The following is a 23,993-nucleotide window of genomic DNA, read 5'->3' as shown; positions in this document are numbered from 1 at the left end:
CGGGGAAACCTCAGGGCTTGCTGGCAATCAGCGAAATGACTTCAAAATGCGGCGGACGCTTTTCGCGGGTCACCGTTTCCAGGCTGGAGACCACCAGGCCGGCCTTCTCGGCGAACTTACGCAGTTCCTTGTCCGAGAAACCCAGGTTGACGTGGCCATAGGCCTCGACGGCGGCCTTGTGCTCGTGGCGGGCCAGGCTGCAGAGCAGCAGGCGGCCACCGGAGCGCAGCACGCGCGCGCCTTCGGCCACGGCCTGGGCCGGCTTGGCGGCGTAGGTCAGTGCATGCATCAGCACCACCAGGTCGAAGCTGCGGTCCTTGAAGGGCAGGGCATGCATGTCGCCCTCGCGCACTTCCACGTTGGCCAGGCGGCGCAGGCGTTCGCTGGCGGCGGCCACGACGCGGGCGCTGGTGTCGATGCAGACGTAGCGCTTGGCATGCGGGGCCACCAGTTCCGCCAGCACGCCATCGCCGGAGGCGATATCGAGCACGTCCCCGGTTTCCAGCAGCGGCAGCGCGGTGCGCGCCAGCGCTTCCCAGGTGCGGCCCGGCGAGTAATGGCGTTCCATGTCGCCGGCCACGCTGTCGGCCCAGTTCTGGTCGGCGGCGCGACTGGCCAGCACGCTGGCCACGCGTTCAGCATCCTGGCGCAGCAGCGGGTCGTCGCTGCCGGTGCTCAGGGCGTGCCACAATGCGCGTTGGGCCGGGTCCAGCGCGGCATCGTCGAAGCGGTAGTACGCCGACACGCCTGCGCGCCGGTCGCGCACCAGGCCGGCTTCCTTGAGGCGGGCCAGGTGGGTCGACACCCGCGGCTGGGCCAGGGTGGTGATGGCCGACAGCTCGGCCACGGTGAGTTCTTCCTGCTCCAGCAGCGCCAACAGGCGCACGCGGGTGGCGTCGGCGAACACTTTCAGCCGGACCGACCAGTCCTCGAGATCCATAAATATCTACCTATCGCGATATAGAGATATTTTCGTCCTTTGGCGCCATCGCGGTCAAGTCAGCCCGGATTGGGTGGCCCCCGGTACAATCGCCGCACCTGGACGCGCCCGGCGCGGCCATATCGACATGTTCCTGGGAGGGTTTCGTGGATTTCAGTTTCACCGAAGAGCAGCTGATGCTGCAGGACGTTGCGCGCCGCATCGCGCAGGAAAAGATCGCGCCGAGCGCCGAGCACCATGACCGTACCGGCGAGTTCCCGCTGGACAACATCCGCCTGCTGGGCGAAAACGGCCTGATGGGCATCGAAGTGCCGGCCGAGTACGGCGGCGCGGGCATGGACCCGATTGCCTACGTGCTGGCGATGGTGGAGGTTGCCGCGGGCGACGCCGCGCATTCGACCATCATGTCGGTCAACAACTCGCTGTTCTGCAACGGCATCCTGACCCACGGCAGCGAGGCGCAGAAGCAGAAGTACGTGCGCGCCATCGCCGAGGGCGAGGCCATCGGCGCGTTCGCGTTGACCGAGCCGCAGTCCGGTTCGGACGCCACGGCCATGCGTTGCCGCGCGGTCAAGCAGGCCGACGGCACCTATGTGATCAACGGCAAGAAGAGCTGGATCACCTCCGGTCCGGTGGCCAGGTACATCGTGCTGTTTGCCATGACCGACCCGGAGCAGGGGGCGCGTGGCATCACTGCGTTCATGATCGACACCGACAAGGCCGGCTTCCACCGCGGCAAGACCGAGCCGAAGCTCGGCATCCGCGCCTCGGCCACCTGCGAGATCGAGTTCCAGGATTACGTGGCGGCGGCCGAAGACGTGGTGGGCAAGGAAGGCGAGGGCTTCAAGATCGCGATGGGCGTGCTGGACGCCGGCCGTATCGGCATCGCGTCGCAGGCAATCGGCATCGCACGTGCGGCCTATGAGGCCACGATCGAATACGTGAAGGACCGCAAGGCCTTCGGCGCGGCGATCGGCACGTTCCAGATGACCCAGGCCAAGATCGCCGACATGAAGTGCAAGCTGGACGCAGCACTGCTGCTGACCCTGCGCGCGGCATGGGTGAAGGGCCAGGGCAAGCGTTTCAGCAACGAAGCGGCCATCGCCAAGCTGACCGCTTCCGAAGCGGCGATGTGGATCACCCACCAGGCCGTGCAGATCCACGGCGGCATGGGTTACTCCAAGGAAATGCCGCTGGAGCGTTACTTCCGTGATGCCAAGATCACCGAGATCTATGAAGGCACCTCGGAAATCCAGCGCCTGGTCATCGCCCGCAACGAAACCGGTCTGCGCTGAGGCGGCTTCTCGCTGTACTGACCAAAGCATCGGGGCCCTTTTGGGGCCCCGATTGCTTTTGGGGTGTCTGACTGCATGGTGTACCTGGGTACCGGGCTGCGCCCGGTAGCTTCATGCATCTGGGCGAACAGCCGTTGGCCATGGGTTTGCCGGAGTTGGCGAGCCGGTGCGGGTTTGCGGGGGGCGCCGTGAATCCGTCCCTGGAGGCTCTTGCGAAACATCCATGTTTCGCAAAGCCCCCGCAAACCCGCCCCGGCCCGCCTTTGAAAGTAGGCAGGAGGCCAAGGAAAAAGCACAGGGCACCGAGCCAGCCGGTAGGGTTGGTTCCCAAACAACCGCCGTGAAAATTTCCACGTTCGATAACGCATTGAACTGATCGAAGCAGGTGCCGGCATCGCCGGCACACCGGCTTTTCCCGTGGCAACGACCCGCCTAGCCAGAGATCGTCCCAGCCGCAGGCTGTTCGCACAAATGCATCAGCAGCCGGGCAGCGCCCGGCAACACAGCAAGCGGGCAACCGCAAAAAAAAAGGCCCCGGATCGCTCCAGGGCCTTTCGCGTTTCAATCAAACAGAGATCAACGATCCGGGCGATGCGCCGCGGTGGCTTCGCCCTGGCGTTCCAGGAACTCCTTGGACGGTTCGTCCAGCTTGTCGCCCAGCATGCGGCGGACCACCACGAAGAACACCGGGATCATCAGCAGGCCCAGGAAGGTGGCGAATACCATGCCGCCGATCACGCCCGTACCGATGGCGTGACGCGCGTTGGCGCCGGCACCGGTGGAGATCGCCATCGGGATCACGCCCATGATGAACGCGAACGAGGTCATCAGGATCGGCCGGAAGCGCAGGCGCGAGGCTTCGATGGTCGCCTCGCGCAGGTTCTTGCCTGCTGCGCGCTGCTCCACCGCGAACTCCACGATCAGGATCGCGTTCTTCGCCGCCAGGCCGATCACCGTGATCAGGCCGATCTTGAAGTACAGATCGTTGGGCAGGCCACGGGCGAGCGAGAACGACAGCGCACCCAGGACGCCCAGCGGTACCACCAGCAGCACCGCCACCGGGATCGACCAGCTTTCATACAGCGCCGCAAGGCACAGGAACACCACCACGATCGACAGCACCAGCAGCAGCGTGGCCGCATTGCCCGCCAGGATTTCCTGGTAGGACATGCCCGACCAGTCATAGCCGAAGCCTGCCGGCAGGTCGTCCTGCACGATCCGCTCCATTGCCTGCATCGCTTCGCCCGAGCTCTTGCCCGGTGCCTGCGAACCGACGATGTTGATCGCCGAATAGCCGTTGTAGCGGCTCAGCGATGGCGGTGCCGACACCCATTCGGACTTCACCACCGTGCTCAGCGGAATCATCGCCGGCGTACCGTCGGCGTTGGTCTGCAGCGAGCTGGGCGTGTAGAAGCTGTTCAACGACTCGGCACCGGTGCGGAACGGACCATCGGCCTGCATGGTCACGCGCTTGATGCGGCCCTGGTAGAAGAAGTCGTTCACGTATACCGGCGCCAGCATCAGCTGGATGGTGCTGTACACGTCCGACACTGACAGGCCCATCGTCTGCGCCTGCACGCGGTCCACGTGCAGCTGCAGCTGCGGCGCGTTTTCCAGTCCGTTCGGGCGCACGCCGGTGAGCAGTTCCTTCTCCTCGGCTGCCTTGCCCAGCAGGATGTTGCGCGCCTGCGTCAGCTGTTCGAAGCCGGCACCGCCGCGGTCCTGCAGCCACATGTCGAAGCCGCCGAACTGGCCCAGGCCCTGCACCGTGGGCAGGTTGACCACGAAGATCTGCGCCTCCTTGATGCCGTAGAACGCGCCGTTCATGTTCTGGATGAACTCGGGCACCGTGATGTCACGGTCCGCCCACGGCTTGAGCCGGATGAAGCCCATGCCCACGTTTTCGCCCGAGCCGACGAAGCTGAAACCGGCCACCTGCAGCATGCCTTCGAAGCCATCCTGCTTTTCCAGGATGCCGCGCATCTGCGCGAAGGTCGCATTGGTCTGCGCCTTGGTCGAGCCCGGCGGCAGCTGCACGATCGCCAGCGCATAGCCCTGGTCTTCTTCCGGCAGGAAGCTGCCCGGCATGCGGGTGAACAGGAAGCCGCACAGCACGGTGAGCACCACGAACAGGATCATCCAGCGCGGCGCATGCTTCACCGCCGAGGTGATGTGGCCCACGTAGGTGCCACTGATCTTGTCGTAGTACTTGTTGAAGGTGCGGTAGACCACGTTCGGTTCGCCGTGCGTGGCCTTCAGGAAGGTCGCGCACAGCGCCGGGGTGAAGCCCAGCGCCAGGAACGCCGAGAACGCCATCGCGATGGCGATGGTCAGCGCGAACTGCTTGTAGATCTCACCGGCGGCACCGCCCTGCAGCGCCGACGGAATGAACACCGCCGCCAGCACCACGGTGATGGCCACCACCGCGCCGGTGATCTGGGTCATGGCCTTCTGGGTGGCGGCCTTCGGCGGCAGCTTCTCCTCGGTCATGATGCGTTCGACGTTCTCGATGACCACGATGGCGTCATCGACCACGATGCCGATCGCCAGCACCATCGCAAACAGGGTCAGCTGGTTGATGGTGAAGCCGATGATGCTCATGCCCAGGAAGGTGCCCAGCAGGGCGACCGGGATGACCAGCGTGGGGATCAGGGTGGCGCGGAAATTCTGCAGGAAGATCAGCATCACCAGGAAGACCAGCACGATCGCTTCGATCAGGGTCTTGACCACTTCCTCGATCGAGATCTTCACGAACGTGGTGCTGTCGTACGGCGAGAACCAGGTGACCCCGGTCGGGAAGGTGGATTCCAGTTCATCCATCTTCGCGGTGACCGCGTTGGCCACGTTCAGGGCGTTGGCGCCCGGCAGCAGCTGGATCGCGAAGGCACCGGTCGGCTTGCCGTTGTACTGGGTATCGAAGCCGTAGTTGTTGGCACCGAAGGCGATGCGCGCCACGTCCTTGAGCAGTACGCGCGAACCGTCCGCGTTGGCCCGCAGGATGATGTTCTCGAACTGGTCAGGCGAGCTGAAGCGGCCCTCCGCCGACACCGTGGCGGTGAAGTAGTGGCCTGCCGGCGACGGATCGGCGCCCAGCGAACCGGCTGCGAACTGCACGTTCTGGGCCTTGATCGCCGCCAGTACCTGGGTGGCCGAGAGGTTGTAGCCCTGCATGCGTTCCGGATTGAGCCAGATGTTCATGGCGTACTCGGAACCGAACTGCTGGGTGCTGCCCACGCCGGGAATACGCGAGATCTGGTCGAGCACGCGCGAACCCACGATGTCGTTGAGCGCATCGCGGGTGATCGCTTCGCTGTCCGACTGCAGCGCCACCACCATCAGGAAGCCGGCGTTGGCCTTGGCCACCACCACGCCCTGCTGGGTCACTTCGGTGGGCAGGCGCGGCGTGGCCAGCGACACCTTGTTCTGCACCTGCACCTGGGCGATGTCCGCGTCGGTACCGGTTTCGAAGGTCAGCGTGATGGTCGCGCGGCCGTTGGAGGCCGACGAGGAGCTGAAGTACAGCAGGTGATCGATACCGGTCAGCTGCTGCTCGATCACCTGGGTGACCGACTTTTCGGTGGTGTCGGCGCTGGCGCCGGGGTAGGTGGCGCTGACCGTCACCTGGGGCGGTGCGATGCTCGGGTAGGACTCCACGCCCAGACCCAGGATCGAGATCACGCCCGCAAGCGAGATCAGGATCGCGACCACCCAGGCGAATACCGGGTGTTCAATGAAAAATTTAGGCATGACGGAAGGTCCCGTTATTGCTTGGTCGGTTCGGCAGCCGGAGCGCCATCGGAGGGCTTGGCGGCCGGATCAGCGGCGGCATCGGCCGGCGCGGTGCCCGCGGCAGGGGCGGCGCCCGCAGCCGGTGCGGCACCCGCAGGCGCTGCGCCAGGTCCGTTGGCGGCGGTCGGGGTCCACGGCTTGGCCGAGGCCGGCGAGCCTTCCTTGACCTTCTGCACGCCAGCCACGATCACCTGGTCGCCCGGTTCGATGCCGCTGGTGACCAGCCAGTTGCTGCCCTGCTGGCCTTCGGTGACCACGTTCTTGCGCACCACCTTGCCGTCCTTGCCGACCACCATCACGAAGCCGCCGGTGGTGTCGCGCTGCAGGGCCTGCAGCGGGACGAGGAACGCATTTTTGCGCTCACCCAGTACGGCCTGGAAGCTGACGAAGGCGCCCGGCAGCAGGATCTGCTGCGGGTTGGGCAGTACTGCGCGCAGCGTCACCGCGCCGGTGGACGGGTCGACCACGGCCGAGGAGTAATCCAGCGTGCCCGGCTGGTCGTACATCGTGCCGTCGGACAGCTTCACCTGCACGGTCGACTTGCCATCGCCGCTCAGCGACACCGCGCCGGCGGCCTGCGCACGGCGCAGCTGGGTCAGCTCGTCGGAGCTCATCGAGAAGTTGACGAACAGCGGGTCCAGCTGGTCCACGGTGGTCAGCAGGGTGATGTCGCCCTGGCCGACCAGCGCGCCTTCGGTGACCTGCTGCTTGCCGGCGCGGCCGGCGATGGGCGAGGTGACCTGGGCATAGCCGAGGTTGATCTTCGCGTTGGCCAGCGAGGCCTGCGCCTGCTGCACGGCAGCGGCGGCGGTGCGCTCGGTGGCTTCGGCGGCGTCCAGGTCGGACTTGGAGACGAACTGCTTGGGGGCCAGCGAGCGGGCGCGCGCGGCGGCGGCCTTGGCATTGGCATAGGTGGCCTGGGCCGACGCGAGCTCAGCCTGCGATGCATTCAATGCGGCCTGCAGCGGCGCCGGGTCGATCAGGAACAGCACCTGGCCCCGTTTGACGTCCTGGCCTTCCTGGTAGACGCGCTTGAGCAGCACGCCCGGCACGCGGGCGCGCACGTCGGCGCTGCGGTACGGCGACAGGCGGCCCACCAGCTCACGCTGCAGTGGCAGCGTATCGGCCTTGGCTTCGATCACGCCCACTTCCGGCGGCGGGGGCGTCTGTTGTTCCGGCTTCTTGCAGGCGGTCAACGCAACGGCGACAGCGCACGTCAGGGCGAGGGTGCGGAGTGGGGCGATCATCAGGAGAAACTCCGGTGTTGGTTTGAATGCGGTAAGCGGATCGCCTCGGGCGCAGCGAACGCGCGCAGGAAACTGTCCACGGAAAATTCGGCCCACCGGCGCCGCTGTGACGCGTCGGCACGGTGGGGGGTGTGAAAGCGCTGCTTCTCGAAATCCTGTCCCGCGATCATGCTCAATAGCAGTTCGGCCATGAAGTGCGGGTCGTCATGGCGCAGAAGCCCCTCGTGGATGCGATGTTGGATCCATTCAGCAAGGTGAAACGTCAATGCTTCCGCCCCATCCCGATACAGGGAACGTGCCTCATCGGGAAAACGGGCCGCCTCTCCGGCGATCAAGCGGCGGGTCTGGACCACATGCGGCTCGTTGAAGTGGTCCAGGTAATCGAAGGCGAACTGCAGCAGGCAGCCGCGCAGGTCATCGCCTTCCAGTGCCCGAAGCCCGGCCGTGGCCCGGCACAGGTGCCGCTGCAGCACCCGGCGCAGCAGTTCCTGCTTGCTGCCGTAGCGGCTGTAGAGGGTCTGCTTGGAACATCCGGCCTGCTGGGCCACCGACTCCATGCTCAGCTGCATGCCCTGGGTGGCCATCAGATCGCGCACGGCATCGAACACGCGATGATCGCGCGCGTCCAGCGAGGCGGCGGCAGGAGAGGGGGAGTTCACGCGGTGGACTATACCGTCCAGTTCAGAATTGGAGAAGCGTTGTGTTCGGTACTGGCATGCGATGTAAACGCCACCCAACTGAAAAACCTTATTCCGTCCTGCAGCAAGGCCTTTTCATGCGGTAGGGCTACAATTTCATCTTTCCAACTGGGCAACACGCACCGCTCTGCCATGAAACCGCAAAAAACAGCAGCCAAGACCGTGAAAAAAACGACCAAACCAGCCGATACGCAGACTGTTTCACCAGTGGGCTTCTCGCTGGAACCGGTGTACACGGCCTTGCGCAAGCGTTACCCGGCGGCCGGGCAGGCCGAGGCAGTGGCGTTCGCCGCAGACTTCTACAAGCGCATGGAAGCGGACGAGTTCCCGCACCACACCGCTGAAGAATGGGCCGCACTGGCCGGCGACACCCTCGAATTCGCCCGCGTGCGCAAGGCCGGCAAGGCCAACGTGCGCGTGTTCAACCCGACCCTGAAGGCCAACGGCTGGGAATCTGCCCACACCGTGCTGCAGATCGTCAACGACGACATGCCGTTCCTGGTCGACACCGTGACCATGACCCTGGCCGAACATGGCGTGGGCGTGCACGTGCTGGGCCACCCGGTAATCCGTTTCTCCCGCGACAAGGCCGGCAAGCTGTCGACCGTGGGCGAAGGCACCGCCGAATCGGTGATGCTGCTGGAAATCGACCGCCAGCCGGCCGACGCCATGGCCGATGTCGAACAGGCCATCGTCAAGGCGCTGGATGAAGTGCGCGCCATCGTCGGCGACTGGGAGGCGATGCGCAGCAAGGCGCTGGCCCTGGCCGACGACCTCGGCACCCGCCAGCTGCCGGTCGACGACGCCTCGCGCGCCGAAGCCCAGGCATTCCTGCGCTGGGCCGCCGAAAACCACTTCACCTTCTTCGGTTACCGCGAATACCGCGTGGAGAAGCAGGGCAAGGAAGACGTGCTGGCGCCGTTGAATGACACCGGCCTGGGCCTGATGCGCGGCAAGGACAAGTCCGCTGCACGCCCGGTCAAGACCCTGGCCGCACAGGGCCTCAACGCCACCACCGGGTTGAAGGACGCGCTGATCCTGACCAAGACCAATGCGCGTTCGCGCGTGCACCGCGCCGGCTACATGGATTACATCGGCGTGCTGGAATTCGACGCCAAGGGCAGGATCATCGGCGAGCAGCGCTTCCTGGGCCTGTTCACCTCCAGCGCCTACAACCGCCGCCCGTGGGAGATCCCGCTGGTGCGCCAGCGCCACGAATACGTGATGAGCAAGTCGGGCCTGGCCCCGGCCAGCCACAGCGGCAAGGCACTGCGCCACATCCTGGAAACCCTGCCGCGCGAAGAGCTGTTCCAGTCCAGCGAGGAAGAGCTGTACCGCACCGCCATCGGCGTGCTGGGCCTGCAGGAGCGCGTGCGCAGCCGCCTGTTCCTGCGCCGTGACAAGTACAGCCGTTTCATCTCCGCGCTGGTGTACCTGCCGCGCGAGCGTTTCAACACCGACGTGCGCCTGCGCATCGAAGCGATGCTCAAGGACGCGCTGCAGGGCGAATACGTGGACAGCTCGGTGGTGCTGGGCGAATCGCCGCTGGCCCAGGTGCACCTGATCGTGCGCCCGAAGGCTGGCCAGACCCTGGAAGTGGATACCAGTGCACTGGAACAGAAGCTTGCCCAGGTGCTGCGCAACTGGCAGGACGACCTGCGCGAAGCGCTGGTGGCCCGCCATGGTGAAAGCGAAGGCCTGCGCATTGCCGCCCGCATCGGCAAGGCACTGCCGGCCGGTTACATCGAAGACTCGAGCACCGAGATCGCTGCCAACGACGTCAGCCAGCTCGACGCGCTGACCGGCCCGGACGACCTGCGCCTGAGCCTGCAGGCCGTGCACCGCGAAGAAGGCGATGGCCTGCGCCTGAAGCTGTACCGCCAGCTGGATGACATTCCGCTGTCGGACGCGCTGCCGATGATGGAAAACATGGGCCTGCGCGTGATCGCAGAGCGCCCGTACCGCCTGAGCGTGGACAACGCGCCGGTGTACGTGCAGGACTTCGAAGTGGAATCGCTGGCCGGCGCGATCGACGCTGCTGCCGCCGATGCCGCCTTCGGTGAAACCTTTGCCCGCGTCTGGCACGGCGATGCCGAGAACGACGGCTTCAACCGCCTGGTGCTGGCCGCTGGCCTGCATTGGCGCCAGGTTGCGATGCTGCGCGGTTACTGCAAGTACCTGCTGCAGACCGGCGTGCCGTTCTCGCAGGCCTACGTCGAAGCTACCTTCACCCGTTACCCGCTGCTGGCCCGCCTGCTGGTGGAGCTGTTCGAAGCCCGCTTCGACCCGGCCACCGGGCACGAGGACAAGGTCGCCATCGCCGATGGCCAGGCCGACCTGCGCGCGCACCTGACCGTGCTGGCGGGTGGCGACGAAGCCACCCTGAAGGTCATCAAGACCGTGGTCGATGCCCGCAAGGGTGACCGCAAGGCGCAGATGGACGCGGCGCGCGACGCGCTGGTCAAGCTGATGGACCGCGTCTCCAGCCTCGACGAAGACCGCATCCTGCGCAGCTTCATGGGCGTGATCGACGCCACCCTGCGCACCAGCTACTACCAGACCGATGCACAGGGCCGCCCGGGCCACGTGATCAGCTTCAAGTTCGATTCGGCGCTGGTGCCGGACCTGCCCAAGCCGCGCCCGTACCGCGAAATCTTCGTGTACGGCCCGCGCGTGGAAGGTACCCACCTGCGCTTCGGGGCGGTTGCCCGTGGCGGCCTGCGCTGGTCGGACCGTCGCGAAGACTTCCGCACCGAAGTGCTGGGCCTGGTCAAGGCGCAGATGGTCAAGAACACGGTGATCGTGCCGGTCGGTGCCAAGGGCGGCTTCTTCGCCAAGACCCCGCCGGCCAGCGGTGACCGCGATGCGGTGTTCGCCAACGGCGTGGCCTGCTACAAGCTGTTCATCCAGGGCCTGCTGGACATCACCGACAACATCGTCAACAACAAGATCGTGCCGCCGGTGGACGTGGTCCGCCACGACATGGACGACCCGTACCTGGTGGTGGCTGCCGACAAGGGCACCGCGACCTTCTCCGACATCGCCAACGGGCTGGCCATCGACCACGGCTTCTGGATGGGCGATGCGTTCGCTTCCGGTGGTTCGGTCGGTTACGACCACAAGGGCATGGGCATCACCGCGCGTGGCGCGTGGGAGTCGGTCAAGCGCCACTTCCGTGCGCTGGGCCGTGACAGCCAGACCCAGGACTTCACCACCGTGGGTGTCGGCGACATGTCCGGCGACGTGTTCGGTAACGGCATGCTGCTGTCGCGCCACATCCGCCTGCTGGCCGCGTTCGACCACCGCCACATCTTCCTGGACCCGAACCCGGACGCGGCGACCTCGTTCGTCGAGCGGGAGCGCATGTTCACCGTGCCGCGTTCCAGCTGGGCCGACTACGATGCGAAGCTGATCAGCAAGGGCGGCGGTATTTACCCGCGCACGCTGAAGTCGATCGAGATCACCCCGCAGGTGCGTGAGGCGCTGGGCCTGGACGACAACGTCAAGGCACTGTCGCCGAACGACCTGATGAGCGCCATCCTCAAGGCGCCGGTGGACCTGCTGTGGAACGGCGGCATCGGCACCTACGTCAAGGCCGCCACCGAGCAGCACAGCGACGTCGGCGACCGCGCCAACAACGCGCTGCGCGTCAACGGTGGTGAGCTGCGCTGCAAGGTGGTGGGCGAGGGCGGCAACCTGGGCATGACCCAGCTGGGCCGCATCGAAGCTGCCCAGGCTGGCGTGCTGCTGAACACCGACTTCATCGACAACTCGGCCGGCGTGGATACCTCCGACCACGAAGTCAACATCAAGATCCTGCTCAACGATGTGGTGCGGGCCAAGAAGCTGACCGTGGACGCACGCAACAAGCTGCTGGCGTCGATGACCGACGAAGTGGCCGACCTGGTCCTCAACGACAACTACCGCCAGAACCAGGCCCTGAGCCTGATGGAGCGGATGGCGGTCAAGCGCCTGGGTTCCAAGCAGCACTTCATCCGCACGCTGGAAAAGCAGGGCCTGCTGGATCGCCAGATCGAGTTCCTGCCGACCGATGCCGAGCTCTCGGCACGCAAGGCGCGTGGCCAGGGCCTGACCCGTCCGGAGCTGTCGGTGCTGCTGTCGTATTCCAAGCTGGTGGCGTTCCAGCAGCTGCTGGAATCGGACATCCCGGAAGACCCGTACCTGTCCAAGGAACTGCTGCGTTACTTCCCGACGCCGCTGCAGAAGAAGTATGCCGATGCGATGGAGCGTCACCGCCTGAAGCGCGAGATCATCGCCACGGCCGTGACCAACCAGACCATCAACCGCATGGGCGCCACGTTCCTGATGCGCATGCAGGAAGACACCGGCCGCACCATCGCCGAGGTCGCCAAGGCCTACACCATCAGCCGCGAAACGCTGGATGCACGTGCCCTGTGGGCGCAGATCGATGCGCTCGACGGTACCCTGCCGGAGTCGGTGCAGATCGATGCGCTGGAAGTGATCTGGAAGCTGCAGCGTTCGTTCGTGCGCTGGCTGCTGTTCCGCCCCGGCGCGATGCCGGGCATCACCGAGGCGGTGAACCGCTACCAGGCCGCGTTCAACGACATCCGCGAAGCCTCCGGCGTGCTGCCCGATTCGCAGCGCCCGGCCTACGAGGCCAGCGTGCAGGAGTGGAAGGAAAAGGGCCTGCCGCCGGCACTGGCGCAGCAGCTGTCCGAGCTGCAGTTCCTGGAACCGGCGTTCGACATCATCGAACTGGCGCGTACCCGCAAGCTCAAGCCGGTGGACGTGTCCAAGGTCCACTTCCGCCTGGGCGACGCGCTGCAGCTGCCGTGGCTGTTCGAGCAGATCGATGCGCTGGAGGTCAACGGCCGCTGGCACGCCGTGGCCCGTGGCGTGCTGCGCGACGAGCTGGCCGCCCACCACCGCAACCTGGCCGCCCAGGTGCTGTCGATGAAGGGGGGCAGTGCCGAAGCCAAGGTTGCGGCCTGGATCGGCCGTGACGACAGCAGCCTGCGCTTCACCCTGTCGATGCTGCAGGAGCTGGCCGAGCAGAAGACGCTCGACTACCCGACGGTCTCGGTGGCGGTACAGCGCCTGGGCCAGCTGGCGGCCCACGGCGCGTAACCTGCGCTGATGCGTGAAAGCAGAAGGCCCCGCCATTGGCGGGGCCTTTTTGTTGAATCACGACCAACGGTCGTGATCTACCGGTAGGTATCGACCGTTGGTCGATGCGGTCGCTGGACGCGTTCGTGCGGTTCACGCCCGCGTACGCACGAACGGCGCTCGCCCGGGTATGCTCTCGGCCATGCCCCACCGGGAATCTCCATGAGCGACACCCCCCGCATCGCGTTCCTTGCCAGCAACACCGAGGCGGCCCAGTCGGCCCGCGCGGCCGCGGTGGCACGCTATGGCGACCACGCGCCGGATGCTGCCGAGGTGCTGTGTCCCCTGGGCGGCGACGGTTTCATGCTGCAGACCCTGCACCGGCATGGGCATCTTGGCCTGCCGGTCTTCGGCATGAAGCTGGGCACTGTGGGCTTCCTGATGAACCAGTACAGGGCCGAGGACGACATCCAGGCGCGCATCGCCCGTGCCGAACCGGCCAACCTGCGCCCGCTGGAAATGCTGGCGCTGACCGAATCGGGCACCACCACCGGCTCGCTGGCCTATAACGACGTGTCGCTGCTGCGCCAGACCCGGCAGGCCGCGCACATCGGGGTCGACCTCAACGGCCAGGAGCGGGTGGCCGAGCTGATCGGCGATGGGGTGCTGGTGGCGACCCCGGCCGGCAGCACCGCCTACAATTACTCCGCACACGGCCCGATCCTGCCGCTGGGCTCGCACACCATCGCACTGACCCCGCTGGCGCCGTACCGGCCGCGGCGCTGGCGTGGCGCGATCCTGAAGGCCGATACCGAAGTGCGCTTCCGCGTACTCGACCCGTACAAGCGCCCGGTCAGCGTGACCGCCGATTCGCACGAGACCCGCGACGTGGTCGAAGTGACCATCCGCGAGTCGCGCGAGCGCCGGGTGACCCTGCTGTTCGATCCGGAACACAACCTGGAAGACCGGATCCTCAGCGAACAGTTCATGTTTTGAAGGATTTTTGACCGCCATGGGCGACAACACCCCCCGTTTGCTGACCGTTGCCGTGACCTCGCGCGCGCTGTTCGACCTGGAAGAGGGCCACGCGCTGTTCGAGGCCGAAGGCGTGGACGCCTATGCCGAGTACCAGCGCAAGCATGAGGACGATGTGCTGCGCCCTGGCGTGGCGTTCCCGGTGGTGCGCAAGCTGCTGGCGCTCAACCAGGGCCAGTCGCCGGAATCGCCGCGGGTGGAGGTCATCCTGCTGTCGCGCAATTCCGCCGATACCGGTCTTCGCATCTTCAATTCCATCCAGCATTACGACCTGGGCATCATCCGCGCCACCTTCACCGCGGGCGAGCCGACCTGGCCGTACGTGAAGCCGTTCGGGACCGATCTGTTCCTGTCGGCCAACCCGGAATCGGTGCGGCGTGCGCTGCGGCATGGCATCGCCGCGGCCACGATCCTGCCCAAGCCGCACGGCGAGACCCTGGCGGCGGCCGAACCGGTCGACATGAGCCAGCCGCTGGGCCAGCTGCGCATCGCCTTCGATGGTGACGCGGTGATCTTCGGCGATGAAAGCGAGCGCATCTCGCGCGAGCAGGGCGTGGAAGCGTTTGGCCGGCACGAGCGCGAAAACGCCCGCGAGCCGCTCAGTGGCGGTCCGTTCCGCAACTTCCTGTCGGCGCTGCACACCCTGCAGGCGGTGTTCCCGTCGGGCGAGGATGCGCCGATCCGGACCGCGCTGGTCACCGCGCGCTCGGCCCCGGCCCATGAGCGGGTGATCCGTACTTTGCGCGAATGGGGCGTGCGCCTGGACGAAGCGCTGTTCCTGGGCGGCCGCCACAAGGGCCCGTTCCTGGAAGCGTTCGGCGCAGACATCTTCTTCGACGATTCGCAGCACAACATCGACAGCGCCCGCCAGCACCTCAGCGTGGCCGCCGGCCATGTACCGCACGGCGTGGCCAACGATTGACGGCGGTCACGACCAACGGTCGTGACCTACCGGTCGGGCGGATACATGGGTAGGTCACGACCGTTGGTCGTGACACCGACTAATCGAGCGGCAGCTCGATATTGACCAATTTCCAGCGCAACCCCTGCCGCTGCAGCACGAACACCACCGGCGCGCCCTGCGCCGTATGGGTGGTGGCGGTGAATCGTGACGTGGACTCGAACCGATGCGTAGCGCCCTCCAGCGGCCGCGCCGCCCGCGGCGCCGCGTACGCGTCATTGCTCTCCAGGTCATTGCTGGCCCGCTTCCACAGCGTATGGCCTTCCATCAGCGCGCCGATCCCGGTCGGCGTCACCATCGCATCCACCGCCGTGCCGCTCAGCTTCTGCCCGGCGGTCAGCAGCAGCGCGCCGACCAGGTTGGACTGCACGTCCGGCCCGGCGCGGCGCACCACGTAATCGTCCAGCTGCGCGCGCAGGTTGGCGCGCAGCATCGGGAAGTCCACGTAGCGGTCCAGCTGGGAGGTATCGCGCTGCTCGATCGCCCCGGCCAGCCCGCGCAGGGCCAGATAGGGCCCGCTGACCAGCCAGCCTGCCAGCAGCACCACGACAAGCCCCAGCAGCAGAAGCAGCTTTTTCATGCCGCCAGCTTGCCGAAGCCCACGTCAAGGCCGGGTAGAGTGCTCAAAACTCCAGATCCAGCGCCGCGCACAGATAATCGACAAACGGTCCCAACGCCACCAGATCCTTCGCCAGCGTCTGCCGCAGCTTCGGCCCGGTCATGGTCGCATCATCCAGCGAGCGCCAGAACACCCAGTTGCGATGCTTCAGGTCGTCGATGAATTCGAAATCCGGCTCGAACCCGCGCGGTGGCCGCACCAGCTTCTCGCTTTCCTCGAAATCGAACTTCTTCCGCAGCGCCGGCGCATGCGCCGCCGCCTTCCACGCGCCGGGATTGTCCACGATGAAATGGCGCACCTTGCGCTGGGTGGCCGGCTCGGGATGCCACAGGCCAGCGCCAACGAAGCACCCGCCCGGTTGCAGGTGGATGTAGAACGACGGCGCCGGTACCTGCTTGCGCCGCTCATGGAACAGCCGCGCGCCCTGCCAGGTCTTGTACGGCGACTTGTCGTTGGAGAACCGCGCATCACGGTAGATGCGGAACAGCGAGCCGCCCACGCCGCGCGGGTCGGCGCGGAAGTGCCTGCTCACCGCCGCCAGGTCCGGCTGCAGGTCGCTGATCAGCTGCAGGAACGGCTGGCGCACGTGCTCCTCGTACTTCGGCTTGTGCGCGTTGAACCAGGTCTTGTCGTTGTTGCGCGCCAGCCCGCGCAGGAAGGTGAAGCTGGCGGGAGTGAAATAGGTGCTCACAGGCTCTGCTCCAGATCGGTGCCCCAGTCGCGCAGGTGCTGCAACAGGGCAAGTTTGGCCGGGTCGGCGGCATGCTCCAGCGCCAGCGTCTCCAGCTGCGCGCGGAACTCGGGCAGGGTCTGCTCGCCCAGCCCGGCATCGCCGAGCAGGCGCTGCCGCCGGTAGTCGTTCCAGCGCCCGCGTTCGCCGGCATCCAGCGTCTGCGGGTGGTTGCGCGCGCGGTAGCGGAACAGCAGCTCCGGCATGCGCGGGTCTTTCAGTCGCTCGGCGAAACCGGCCAGCTCGGCGGGCGGGCTGGTGCGCAGGCGGGACATCAGCGCTTTGTCGCCGTCGGCCAGGAAGCCGTCGTACAGCGAGGCATCCACATCGCTGACCGTGGCCACGCGCTCGCCGCCGTAGACCTGACGTACCTTCTCGACCAGCGCCGGGCCGGCCTCGCGCACGCGTGCGGCATTGGCGTCCACTGTGGCCGCGTCGATGCCCAGCCGGGCATGGTCGGCCGGGCGCAGGTGGTTCCAGGCCACCAGCGCGGGCACTTTGTTCAAGTGCACTTCCTTGAGCGGTACGCGCTGTTCGCCCTCGGCCAGGTCGGCGGCGCGCGTGTACAGGCGCGCGGCCAGCGTTTCGGCCGGCAGGGCCAGCAACCCATCGATGTCGCCTTCCAGGTCCAGCGCGATGACCCGGTTGTTGATGTACGGGTGGCGCGCGATCGGCATCACCGGCGCGGCGCACATGCGCTGGGCCGGGTAGCGCATGGAGATGTGCAGCACCGGCTGCATCGCGTCCACGTCAAGCAGGCTGCCGACGAAGCGCTTGTCGCGCAGCTTCAGGGCGTACTCCCACAGCCGGGGTTGGGCCTGCTTGAAGAGACGCGCCATGCCGATGGTGGCGTGCACGTCGGACAGTGCCTCGTGCGCGTCGCCCTGGCGCACATCGTTGGCCAGCGCCAGGTGCTCAAGCTTGAACGAGGTCGCGCCATCCTCGCGCTGCGGCCAGGCGATGCCGTCCGGGCGCAGCGCGTGCACCAGCCGCAGCATGTCCAGCAGGTCCCAGCGTGAGTTGCCGTTGCGCCACTCGCGTTCGTAGGGATCGAAGAAATTGCGGAACAGGCCGTGGCGCACGAACTCGTCGTCGAAGCGCAGCGTGTTGTAGCCCAGCGTGCAGGTGCCCGGGCGCGCCATCAGGTCGTTGATCCGCGAAAACGCCTCGGCTTCGCTGACCCCTTCGGCCAGCGCATGCTGCGGGGTGATGCCGGTGATCAGCGTGGCAATCGGCGAGGGCAGCAGGTCGTCGGCCGGCTTCACGTAGAAGCTCACTGGTGCGTCGATCATGTTCAGGTCGGCGTCGGTGCGGATCGCGGCGAACTGCGCCACGCGGGTGCGGCGCGGGTCCTGGCCGAAGGTTTCCAGGTCGTAGAACAGGAAGCTGTCGGCCATCAGTGCGCGCCCTCCAGCACGGTCAGCTGTTGGTGCACCACGCGTTCCAGCGCGGCCCAGTCGATGTGCTCCAGGCTGTCGTGGCCGGCGGTGGCCGTTTCCAGGATGCGCCGCTGCAGCTCGGTGCGTTCCAGCACCACCGCGTACGGCGTGTGCAGGAAGGTCACCATGGTGTAGTGCGGCACGAAGCGGGTGGGCCAGCGCGCCTGCAGCTGCTGCTCCAGCTCGCGCTGCAGCAGGAAGGCCGGGTCGGCCACGCGGTCGCGCATTTCCAGGTAGTTTTCCAGCGCCATCTGCTGGATCGCTTCGGCGTTGGGCTTGCGCTCGGCCTCGAAGGCGGCGAAGGCCTGGGCGAGCGAATCCTGCTCCAGCAGGTGCCGGGCCAGCGCCACGCAGTCCTCGAACGCGCAGTTCATGCCCTGGCCGTGGAACGGCACCATGGCGTGGGCGGCATCGCCGAGCAGCACCGCACGGCCCTGCAGGTGCCACTGGCGCAGGTGCAGGGTGCCGAGCAGGCCGGGCGGGTGTTCTTCCCAATCGCGGCGCAGGTTTGGAATCAGCGCCAGCGCATCGGGGAAATCGCGCGCGAACAACGCCTCGGCTTCGGCACCGCTGTTGGTGGTGGCGAAGCTGGGGTTGCCTTCGTTGGGCAGGAACAGGGTGACGGTGAAGGTGCCTTCGTCATTGGGCAGCGCGATGCACATGTAGTTGCCGCGCGGCCAGATGTGCAGGGCATTGGCCTCGATCCGGAAGCCGCCGTCGTCGGTGGGCGGGATTTCCAGCTCCTTGTAGGAGTGGTCGAGAAACTCGATGCGCTCGTCCAGCGGGTGCTTGCGGTTCATGGCCGCGCGCAGCGCAGAGCCGGCGCCGTCGGCGCCGATCAGCGTATCGAAGCGGATGTCGTGCGGATGGTCGGTGCGGTCATCGATGAAGCGCGCATAGCCGGCATCGAAATCCACGGTGTGCAGGCGGCGGTGGAAGTGCACCTGCGCACCCGCATCTTCGGCCAGCTGCAGCAGGGTGGTGTTGAGGTCCTTGCGGTGGATGGACCAGATCACTTCGCTGTCGTCGCGGCCATAGCGCTGCAGCTGCGGCGCGCCCTGGCGCGGGTGCACCATGCGGCCGCGCATCATCACCGCCTTGGCCATCACCGCGTCTTCGACCCCGGCCTGGCGCAGGGCGTTGCGGCCGCGTTCGGCCAAGGCCAGGTTGATCGAGCGGCCGGACTCGTAATCGGCGATGCGCGGATCGCCGCGGCGTTCGTACAAGGTGATCCGCCAGCCCTGGCGGGACAGCAGGATGGCCAGCAGGGAGCCGGCCAGGCCTGCGCCGATGATGCTCAGGGAGCGATGGGGGGTAGCGATCAAGGCGGTTCCGCGCAGGGGTGGGGGAGGGCGGCTTACAGGCCGGCCCAGGATTCCACTTCCTCGACGAAGTGGTGCAGGTCAAGGTAGCGGTTGTACAACGGGGTGGGCGAGATACGGATCACATCGGGTTCGCGCCAGTCGCCCAGCACGCCCACGGTCTGCAGGTACTCGAACAGGTTGCGGCCGCGCTCGCGGCCGGCCACCACGCGCAGCGACAGCTGGCAGCCACGGCGTTCCGGCTCGCTGGGGGTAAGCACTTCAAGCACGCCGGGCAGGCGGGCGCGGACCAGTGCATCAAGCAGGCCGGTGAGCTGCAGCGACTTGTCGCGAAGGGCCTGGATGCCGCCGGCCTTGTCGATCACGTCAAGCGCGGCCCGCAGCGGGGCCAGGCCCAGCACCGGCGGGTTGCTCAGCTGCCAGCCTTCGGCGCCCACCGCCGGCACGAACTGCGGGGCCATCTTGAAGCGGGTGGCTTCCTCATGCCCCCACCAGCCGGCGAAGCGCGGCAGGCTGGTGTCGCGGTGGTGGCGTTCGTGCACGAAGCAGCCGGCCACGGCACCGGGGCCGCTGTTGAGGTACTTGTAATGGCACCACACGGCGAAGTCCGGCGCGATGTCGTGCAGCTGCAGCGGCACGTTGCCGACCGAGTGGGCCAGGTCGAAGCCGACCCGGGCGCCCTGCAGGCGGGCCATGCGGGTGATCGCATCCAGGTCGAACACCTGGCCGCTGCGGTACTGGACCCCGGGCCACAGCACCAGCGCCAGGCGCGGGCCGTGTTCGGTGATGGCGCGTTCGATGGCCTGCAGCGAGATCGTGCCGTTGGGCTCATCCGGCTGGACTTCGACCAGGTCGGTGGCCGGGTCGAAGCCGTGGAAGCGGAGCTGCGATTCCACCGCGTGGCGGTCGGTCGGGAAGGCGCCGGCTTCCATCAGGATCACCGGGCGCTCGGCGCTGGGCCGGTAGAAGCTGACCATCATCAGGTGCAGGTTCACGCTCAGCGTGTTCATGGCGACCACTTCGCTGGGCAGGGCGCCCACTACCTGGGCCAGCTGCCGATTGACCAGGCGGTGGTAGCCCAGCCACTGGGTGTCACCGGTGAAGTGGCCTTCCACGGCGAGCGCGCCCCATTTGTCGATGACCTCCTGCACCGCCGCCTTGGCCCCGCGCGGCTGCAGGCCCAGCGAATTACCCACGAAGTAGGTCTGGTCGCGGTGGTTGTGCTGGGGGAAGACGAATTCAGCGCGCAGCGCACGCAGCGGGTCGGCGGCGTCCAGGGCGGTGGCATGGGTGCGGCTGAGGAGCTCGGACATTGGACGATAGATGTTGTCTGTGAAAACACAGTTTATCTATCTGTTTGGCCTATGGGATGAATCCGACATACACCATGGGGGCTCTCGGGCAGGCGTCTGGCAGTCCTGAATCCCCCAGGGGCTTCGGTCCTCGGCCTTATGGCCAAACGAGCTAGCTGCCGATTGCCTCGGCGGACGCGAGCGGGCAGGTAAGGGTCTGCGCCAGGTCCAGAGACGAAATAGCGCGGACGCCTGCCCGGACGACCTCCGCATCCGCCTAGCCCACCACCGGCGGCCGGGATGACCTATTCAACAATCTTCATGGAATCCCACAGGCCACGACGCCTACGCTCGCCACGTTGAAGGATGTAGGCGGTACTCGCAAACGGGAGCCGGGGTAGGCGCGCACGGATGGCGGCATGTGCGGGTCAATGCCTGGGTGGCTGTAACAGACGCAACAATTGACACGGAAGGCGAATGAAAGGAACTACGCTTCGACTGGATGCTGCTCGATACAGCATGCCGAACAACGATCGCCCTGGACTACTTCAGCTTCATCTCAACGAAAACCTGCTTTCCAGCGCGTTGGAAGCGCAGAACACTCTGTTAACTGAGAGCATCACGGCGGAAAGCGCGCTTCTTCACCGATACCCAAAGAACGGCTCCGCAATGCTCCAATGTGAGATTGCGGCACATGCGGGCTGCTGCGCACAGAGCGTTGTCGTAACCAACGGTAGTTCGGAACTCCTGAGGCTTCTTCTCATCTCGTTGCTGGGTCACGGCGACCGCTTGCTGCTGCCGTCGCCCTCTTGGGGCTTCTACCGGACCCCAGCTCAGATGATTGGGGCTGAGGTGATCGAGTACAACCTTGAGGAGGTTGGGAGCGGCTTCGTCTATAACCTCGACCTCCTGCGCAGAGCGATCGTGGAACACAAACCGCGCGCCGTGATTGTGTGCAGTCCCAATAATCCCACGGGAAACACGGTAAATGCTTCAAGGCTGATCGAGCTGGTTGATGAATTCACTCAGGTCGACTTTGTCCTTGACCAGGCATATCACGGCTTCGTCCCCGGCGAGGCCAATGATGTTTGCGCTCTGAAAGAGGCTGCTCGGCGTAGAAATCTCTTCGTGACCCGAACGTTCTCAAAGTTCATGGCGCTGGCAAATGCTCGGATAGGTTACATGATCTGCGAGCCATCTCGCGCGACGAGATTCTCCGCGCTTGCTCCCGTATTTGGTCTCTCTTCACTCAGCCAGACAATGGCGGCAAAACGCCTAAATGACAGGCGTCTCCATGAGGCCATGCAGGAAGAGTTCGGAGAAATAAGGCTCTACGTCTTCCAGGAATTGCAGAGGATGAATGGAATTCGAGCGTACTGGCCGGATGCAAACTTCATCCTCATTCGGTGCAGTGGCGGGTGCATTGGGCTCGGACGGGAACTTCTATCTCAGGGGTTTGTAGTAAAAAAAGAGCTGATCAATGGTTCGCCAGATTTTCTCAGAATAACTCTCGCTGATCGGACGACGATGGAGGGGCTGTTGCAGGCCATTCGTTCCTTGGAAGTGCTGCAGCGATGAACGTGGTCGTAGGTGTCGCCGAAGGTTCTGATCTTCAGGCGCTCTGGAGGTTGAACCATCAAGTCTATTGCGTTGAGCTGGGTCAGCATCCCATCCACCCTTCCGGAATGAGAGTCGACCGCATGCATCAGACCGCCGCTGTGTATGTCTCTGCAAAAGTTGACGGAGAGCTCGTTGGGATGCTGTCCGTAACGCCGCCTGGGGGTGGGAAGCTTTCCACTATCGGGCGCATTCCGGAAGGTGACAGTAGTCGTCTGGATCTCCATGACGCGGCTGAAGTGCGGCTTCTTGCTGTCAGGAGCGACTATCGAGCACTTGGTATCTATGACCATCTAATGCTGTTCCTAATGAAGTATTGTGCCGAACACCATATTGATCGGGTCGTTATCTCTGCAATAGGGCGGCAGGAGAGGCTGTATGCACTAATGGGGTTCAAGTCGATTTCTGCGCCCATCCGGGAGGGGGATTGCATGATTCAACCGATGTTGTTGCTTCGAAGTGACTTTGATGCATCCGCTTACAGGACTCGAAAGCTGGCATCCATGGAGTTGCGATGAGAGCTGAGAGTGTATTCTTTGACGTCGATGGCACGTTGCATGGTGGAGACGTCTTTGAGGCGTACGTGATCCACATGCTGAAAAGGAGTCTTTTAAGGCTGTTGATTCTCTTTCCGCTGTCGCTCCTCGCCCTTTTGATGCACCTCTTCTTCCCGGATAGGCGCGCTGGTTTGAGTCTTCTGATGTGGGTGATGACCTTCATGGTCTCTGAGGAGAGTCTGCTGAGGTCCGAGCACGGTTTTGCTGTTGAGTTCGCCGGGACGGTTGCCTCGCACAAGCAGGTGCTCCGCGTGCTCCAGGGTCATATCGAAGAAGGGAATTACGTGTACTTGGTTTCAGGGAGCCCTGAAATGATGGTTAAGTCGATGTACCCGGCTGTGTCGGCCATGCCCAACGTAATCGTGATTGGGTCGCGTTTTGAAAGGTTTTTGGGTGGCCGCGTGATCGCTGTACGCTGCGTGATGTCCGAAAAGGTGCGTCAAATTGAGCGGCGTGTTGGGCATCCCGTCGCATTCAAGGCAGGATACTCCGACAGCTGGAAGGACAGGGCCGTGCTCTCTTGCTGCGAGGAGGCATACAAGGTCGACGCTGCCGGACAGATTGGAAGGTGGCTCGATGAACGTTTCTGAGCAGCTGGCGCTGGTTGCCGTTTGGCGTGTCGCTCCCGTTGTCCTGATCGGGACGTTCGTTGTCGGGAATGTGGCCTGGGTATTCAGAAGGCGAGGCTTGCGGGATGGGTTTTCCAGAAAGATCAACCATTTCGGTCTATCTGCCCTGTCCGCGCTCTGTCTTTTTGGATTGCCAGATGAGCGTTTTGTCCCTACCGCAATTGCGACGTCGTTATGCGTGGTGGCGGTCTACGCCTGGTCGTCGGTGTCATCGCTTCCTCTTGTCAGCAACATCCTCGCCAGCAATGTGAGGGATCGGGATGGGGTGAGAGGTAACCTGTTCGTATTCCTGCCGCTACTCACGGGTCAGTTTGCGACCTATGCAGCGCTGGCGCTGGTGAGCCCTCTTTATGCGAAGGTGGCGTTCTGCGCCATGGGGCTGGGAGATGGTTTGGCTGAACCTGTGGGCATGCGTTTCGGTAGACGTAAATACGCCGTCTACGATCCCATTTGGCGTGTTCGCAATACCAAATCATTTGAAGGGAGCTCCGCTGTCCTTCTGGTTTCCTTCGTGTGTTGCGTCGTAGCCTTGGTTTCAACAGGGCTGTATCAACCTGCTGTGTGGCTTCTTGTGTCGCTACTGTTCGCGCTTTCCATGACAGTCGTTGAGGCGGTTGCGCCGAGGGGGATGGACAATATGTTGATCGTGGGTAGTGGCGCGGCGCTGCTCCAGTTTATGCTTGGTTGATGCCCTTGGCTGCGTGGGGGGAGTGGCGGGTGCACGTCTGCGCTCCG

General features: G+C 65.2%; 17 protein-coding genes. 8 read left to right on the top strand and 9 right to left on the bottom strand.

What is annotated here, in order from left to right:
* Positions 1-10: 10 nt before the first annotated feature.
* Positions 11-940 carry an ArsR/SmtB family transcription factor gene (locus tag SOM39_RS01215; protein WP_068852932.1) on the bottom strand — a complete coding sequence of 310 codons (930 nt, stop codon included), beginning with the start codon at positions 938-940 and terminating at the stop codon, positions 11-13.
* Positions 941-1,059: 119 nt separating this feature from the next.
* Here SOM39_RS01215 and SOM39_RS01210 point away from each other — a divergent pair, with 119 nt between their 5' ends.
* A complete protein-coding gene (locus tag SOM39_RS01210; protein WP_414715849.1) occupies positions 1,060-2,235 on the top strand; it encodes an acyl-CoA dehydrogenase family protein in 1,176 nt (391 codons plus the stop codon).
* A 576-nt stretch (positions 2,236-2,811) separates the two neighbouring features.
* On the opposite strand, the gene SOM39_RS01205 is transcribed toward SOM39_RS01210, so the two are convergent.
* Genes SOM39_RS01205 through SOM39_RS01195 form a run of 3 tightly spaced genes read right to left on the bottom strand, consistent with a single transcriptional unit; the run spans position 2,812 to position 7,930 of the window.
* On the bottom strand, positions 2,812-5,982 hold the full coding sequence (locus SOM39_RS01205; RefSeq protein WP_320457243.1) for a multidrug efflux RND transporter permease subunit: 3,171 nt from the start codon (positions 5,980-5,982) through the stop codon (positions 2,812-2,814).
* 14 nt (positions 5,983-5,996) lie between these two features.
* Positions 5,997-7,271 carry an efflux RND transporter periplasmic adaptor subunit gene (locus SOM39_RS01200; protein WP_320457242.1) on the bottom strand — a complete coding sequence of 425 codons (1,275 nt, stop codon included), beginning with the start codon at positions 7,269-7,271 and terminating at the stop codon, positions 5,997-5,999.
* Positions 7,271-7,930: a TetR/AcrR family transcriptional regulator C-terminal domain-containing protein gene (locus SOM39_RS01195; protein WP_184127090.1), complete on the bottom strand. Its 660-nt coding sequence runs from the start codon at positions 7,928-7,930 to the stop codon at positions 7,271-7,273. Before SOM39_RS01195 ends, SOM39_RS01200 begins: the two co-directional genes overlap by 1 nt.
* Positions 7,931-8,101: 171 nt before the next feature.
* On the opposite strand from SOM39_RS01195, the gene SOM39_RS01190 reads away from it, so the two are divergent.
* From SOM39_RS01190 to SOM39_RS01180, 3 genes are all read left to right on the top strand, one after another.
* A complete protein-coding gene (locus SOM39_RS01190) occupies positions 8,102-13,078 on the top strand; it encodes an NAD-glutamate dehydrogenase (protein WP_414715831.1) in 4,977 nt (1,658 codons plus the stop codon).
* Between the two features lie 201 nt (positions 13,079-13,279).
* A complete protein-coding gene (locus SOM39_RS01185) occupies positions 13,280-14,053 on the top strand; it encodes an NAD kinase (protein ID WP_093532538.1) in 774 nt (257 codons plus the stop codon).
* 16 nt (positions 14,054-14,069) lie between these two features.
* A complete protein-coding gene (locus SOM39_RS01180; protein WP_068852910.1) occupies positions 14,070-15,014 on the top strand; it encodes a 5'-nucleotidase in 945 nt (314 codons plus the stop codon).
* Between the two features lie 79 nt (positions 15,015-15,093).
* Here SOM39_RS01180 and SOM39_RS01175 read toward each other — a convergent pair whose 3' ends face one another.
* From SOM39_RS01175 to kynU, 5 genes are read right to left on the bottom strand one after another with little or no spacing between them, the layout of a single operon-like run.
* Positions 15,094-15,633: a DUF2939 domain-containing protein gene (locus SOM39_RS01175; RefSeq protein WP_320457240.1), complete on the bottom strand. Its 540-nt coding sequence runs from the start codon at positions 15,631-15,633 to the stop codon at positions 15,094-15,096.
* Between the two features lie 43 nt (positions 15,634-15,676).
* Complete coding sequence (locus SOM39_RS01170) at positions 15,677-16,363, bottom strand: DUF2461 domain-containing protein (RefSeq protein ID WP_320457239.1); 687 nt, start codon at positions 16,361-16,363, stop codon at positions 15,677-15,679.
* The gene (gene sbcB / locus SOM39_RS01165) at positions 16,360-17,799 is read right to left on the bottom strand and encodes an exodeoxyribonuclease I (RefSeq protein WP_320457238.1); all 1,440 of its coding nucleotides are present in this window, start codon (positions 17,797-17,799) and stop codon (positions 16,360-16,362) included. The genes SOM39_RS01170 and sbcB overlap by 4 nt, the downstream gene beginning before the upstream one ends.
* Positions 17,799-19,166, bottom strand: a complete 1,368-nt coding sequence (locus tag SOM39_RS01160) for an NAD(P)/FAD-dependent oxidoreductase (RefSeq protein ID WP_320457237.1) — start codon at positions 19,164-19,166, stop codon at positions 17,799-17,801. Before SOM39_RS01160 ends, sbcB begins: the two co-directional genes overlap by 1 nt.
* Before the next feature lie 32 nt (positions 19,167-19,198).
* On the bottom strand, positions 19,199-20,476 hold the full coding sequence (kynU, locus tag SOM39_RS01155; protein ID WP_320457236.1) for a kynureninase: 1,278 nt from the start codon (positions 20,474-20,476) through the stop codon (positions 19,199-19,201).
* 498 nt (positions 20,477-20,974) lie between these two features.
* Here kynU and SOM39_RS01150 point away from each other — a divergent pair, with 498 nt between their 5' ends.
* Genes SOM39_RS01150 through SOM39_RS01135 form a run of 4 tightly spaced genes read left to right on the top strand, consistent with a single transcriptional unit; the run spans position 20,975 to position 23,946 of the window.
* Positions 20,975-22,033, top strand: a complete 1,059-nt coding sequence (locus SOM39_RS01150) for a histidinol-phosphate transaminase (protein ID WP_320457235.1) — start codon at positions 20,975-20,977, stop codon at positions 22,031-22,033.
* A complete protein-coding gene (locus SOM39_RS01145; protein WP_320457234.1) occupies positions 22,030-22,590 on the top strand; it encodes a GNAT family N-acetyltransferase in 561 nt (186 codons plus the stop codon). Before SOM39_RS01150 ends, SOM39_RS01145 begins: the two co-directional genes overlap by 4 nt.
* Complete coding sequence (locus SOM39_RS01140; RefSeq protein ID WP_320457233.1) at positions 22,587-23,219, top strand: haloacid dehalogenase-like hydrolase; 633 nt, start codon at positions 22,587-22,589, stop codon at positions 23,217-23,219. Before SOM39_RS01145 ends, SOM39_RS01140 begins: the two co-directional genes overlap by 4 nt.
* Positions 23,206-23,946, top strand: a complete 741-nt coding sequence (locus SOM39_RS01135; protein WP_320457232.1) for a hypothetical protein — start codon at positions 23,206-23,208, stop codon at positions 23,944-23,946. Before SOM39_RS01140 ends, SOM39_RS01135 begins: the two co-directional genes overlap by 14 nt.
* The last annotated feature ends 47 nt before the right edge of the window (positions 23,947-23,993 follow it).

The sequence above is a fragment of the Stenotrophomonas sp. CFBP8994 genome (assembly GCF_034044835.1).
Classification (GTDB): domain Bacteria; phylum Pseudomonadota; class Gammaproteobacteria; order Xanthomonadales; family Xanthomonadaceae; genus Stenotrophomonas; species Stenotrophomonas rhizophila_A.
This window is presented reverse-complemented; position numbering and strand designations above follow the sequence as displayed.

Bases quoted from the DNA above. Each gene is read 5' to 3' on its own strand.
- SOM39_RS01215 (WP_068852932.1), bottom strand. From the start codon at position 940: ATGGATCTCGAGGACTGGTCGGTCCGGCTGAAAGTGTTCGCCGACGCC.
- SOM39_RS01205 (WP_320457243.1), bottom strand. From the start codon at position 5,982: ATGCCTAAATTTTTCATTGAACACCCGGTATTCGCCTGGGTGGTCGCG.
- SOM39_RS01200 (WP_320457242.1), bottom strand. From the start codon at position 7,271: ATGATCGCCCCACTCCGCACCCTCGCCCTGACGTGCGCTGTCGCCGTT.
- SOM39_RS01190 (WP_414715831.1), top strand. From the start codon at position 8,102: ATGAAACCGCAAAAAACAGCAGCCAAGACCGTGAAAAAAACGACCAAA.
- SOM39_RS01185 (WP_093532538.1), top strand. From the start codon at position 13,280: ATGAGCGACACCCCCCGCATCGCGTTCCTTGCCAGCAACACCGAGGCG.
- SOM39_RS01180 (WP_068852910.1), top strand. From the start codon at position 14,070: ATGGGCGACAACACCCCCCGTTTGCTGACCGTTGCCGTGACCTCGCGC.
- SOM39_RS01175 (WP_320457240.1), bottom strand. From the start codon at position 15,633: ATGAAAAAGCTGCTTCTGCTGCTGGGGCTTGTCGTGGTGCTGCTGGCA.
- sbcB (WP_320457238.1), bottom strand. From the start codon at position 17,799: ATGGCCGACAGCTTCCTGTTCTACGACCTGGAAACCTTCGGCCAGGAC.
- kynU (WP_320457236.1), bottom strand. From the start codon at position 20,476: ATGTCCGAGCTCCTCAGCCGCACCCATGCCACCGCCCTGGACGCCGCC.
- SOM39_RS01150 (WP_320457235.1), top strand. From the start codon at position 20,975: ATGCCGAACAACGATCGCCCTGGACTACTTCAGCTTCATCTCAACGAA.
- SOM39_RS01145 (WP_320457234.1), top strand. From the start codon at position 22,030: ATGAACGTGGTCGTAGGTGTCGCCGAAGGTTCTGATCTTCAGGCGCTC.
- SOM39_RS01140 (WP_320457233.1), top strand. From the start codon at position 22,587: ATGAGAGCTGAGAGTGTATTCTTTGACGTCGATGGCACGTTGCATGGT.
- SOM39_RS01135 (WP_320457232.1), top strand. From the start codon at position 23,206: ATGAACGTTTCTGAGCAGCTGGCGCTGGTTGCCGTTTGGCGTGTCGCT.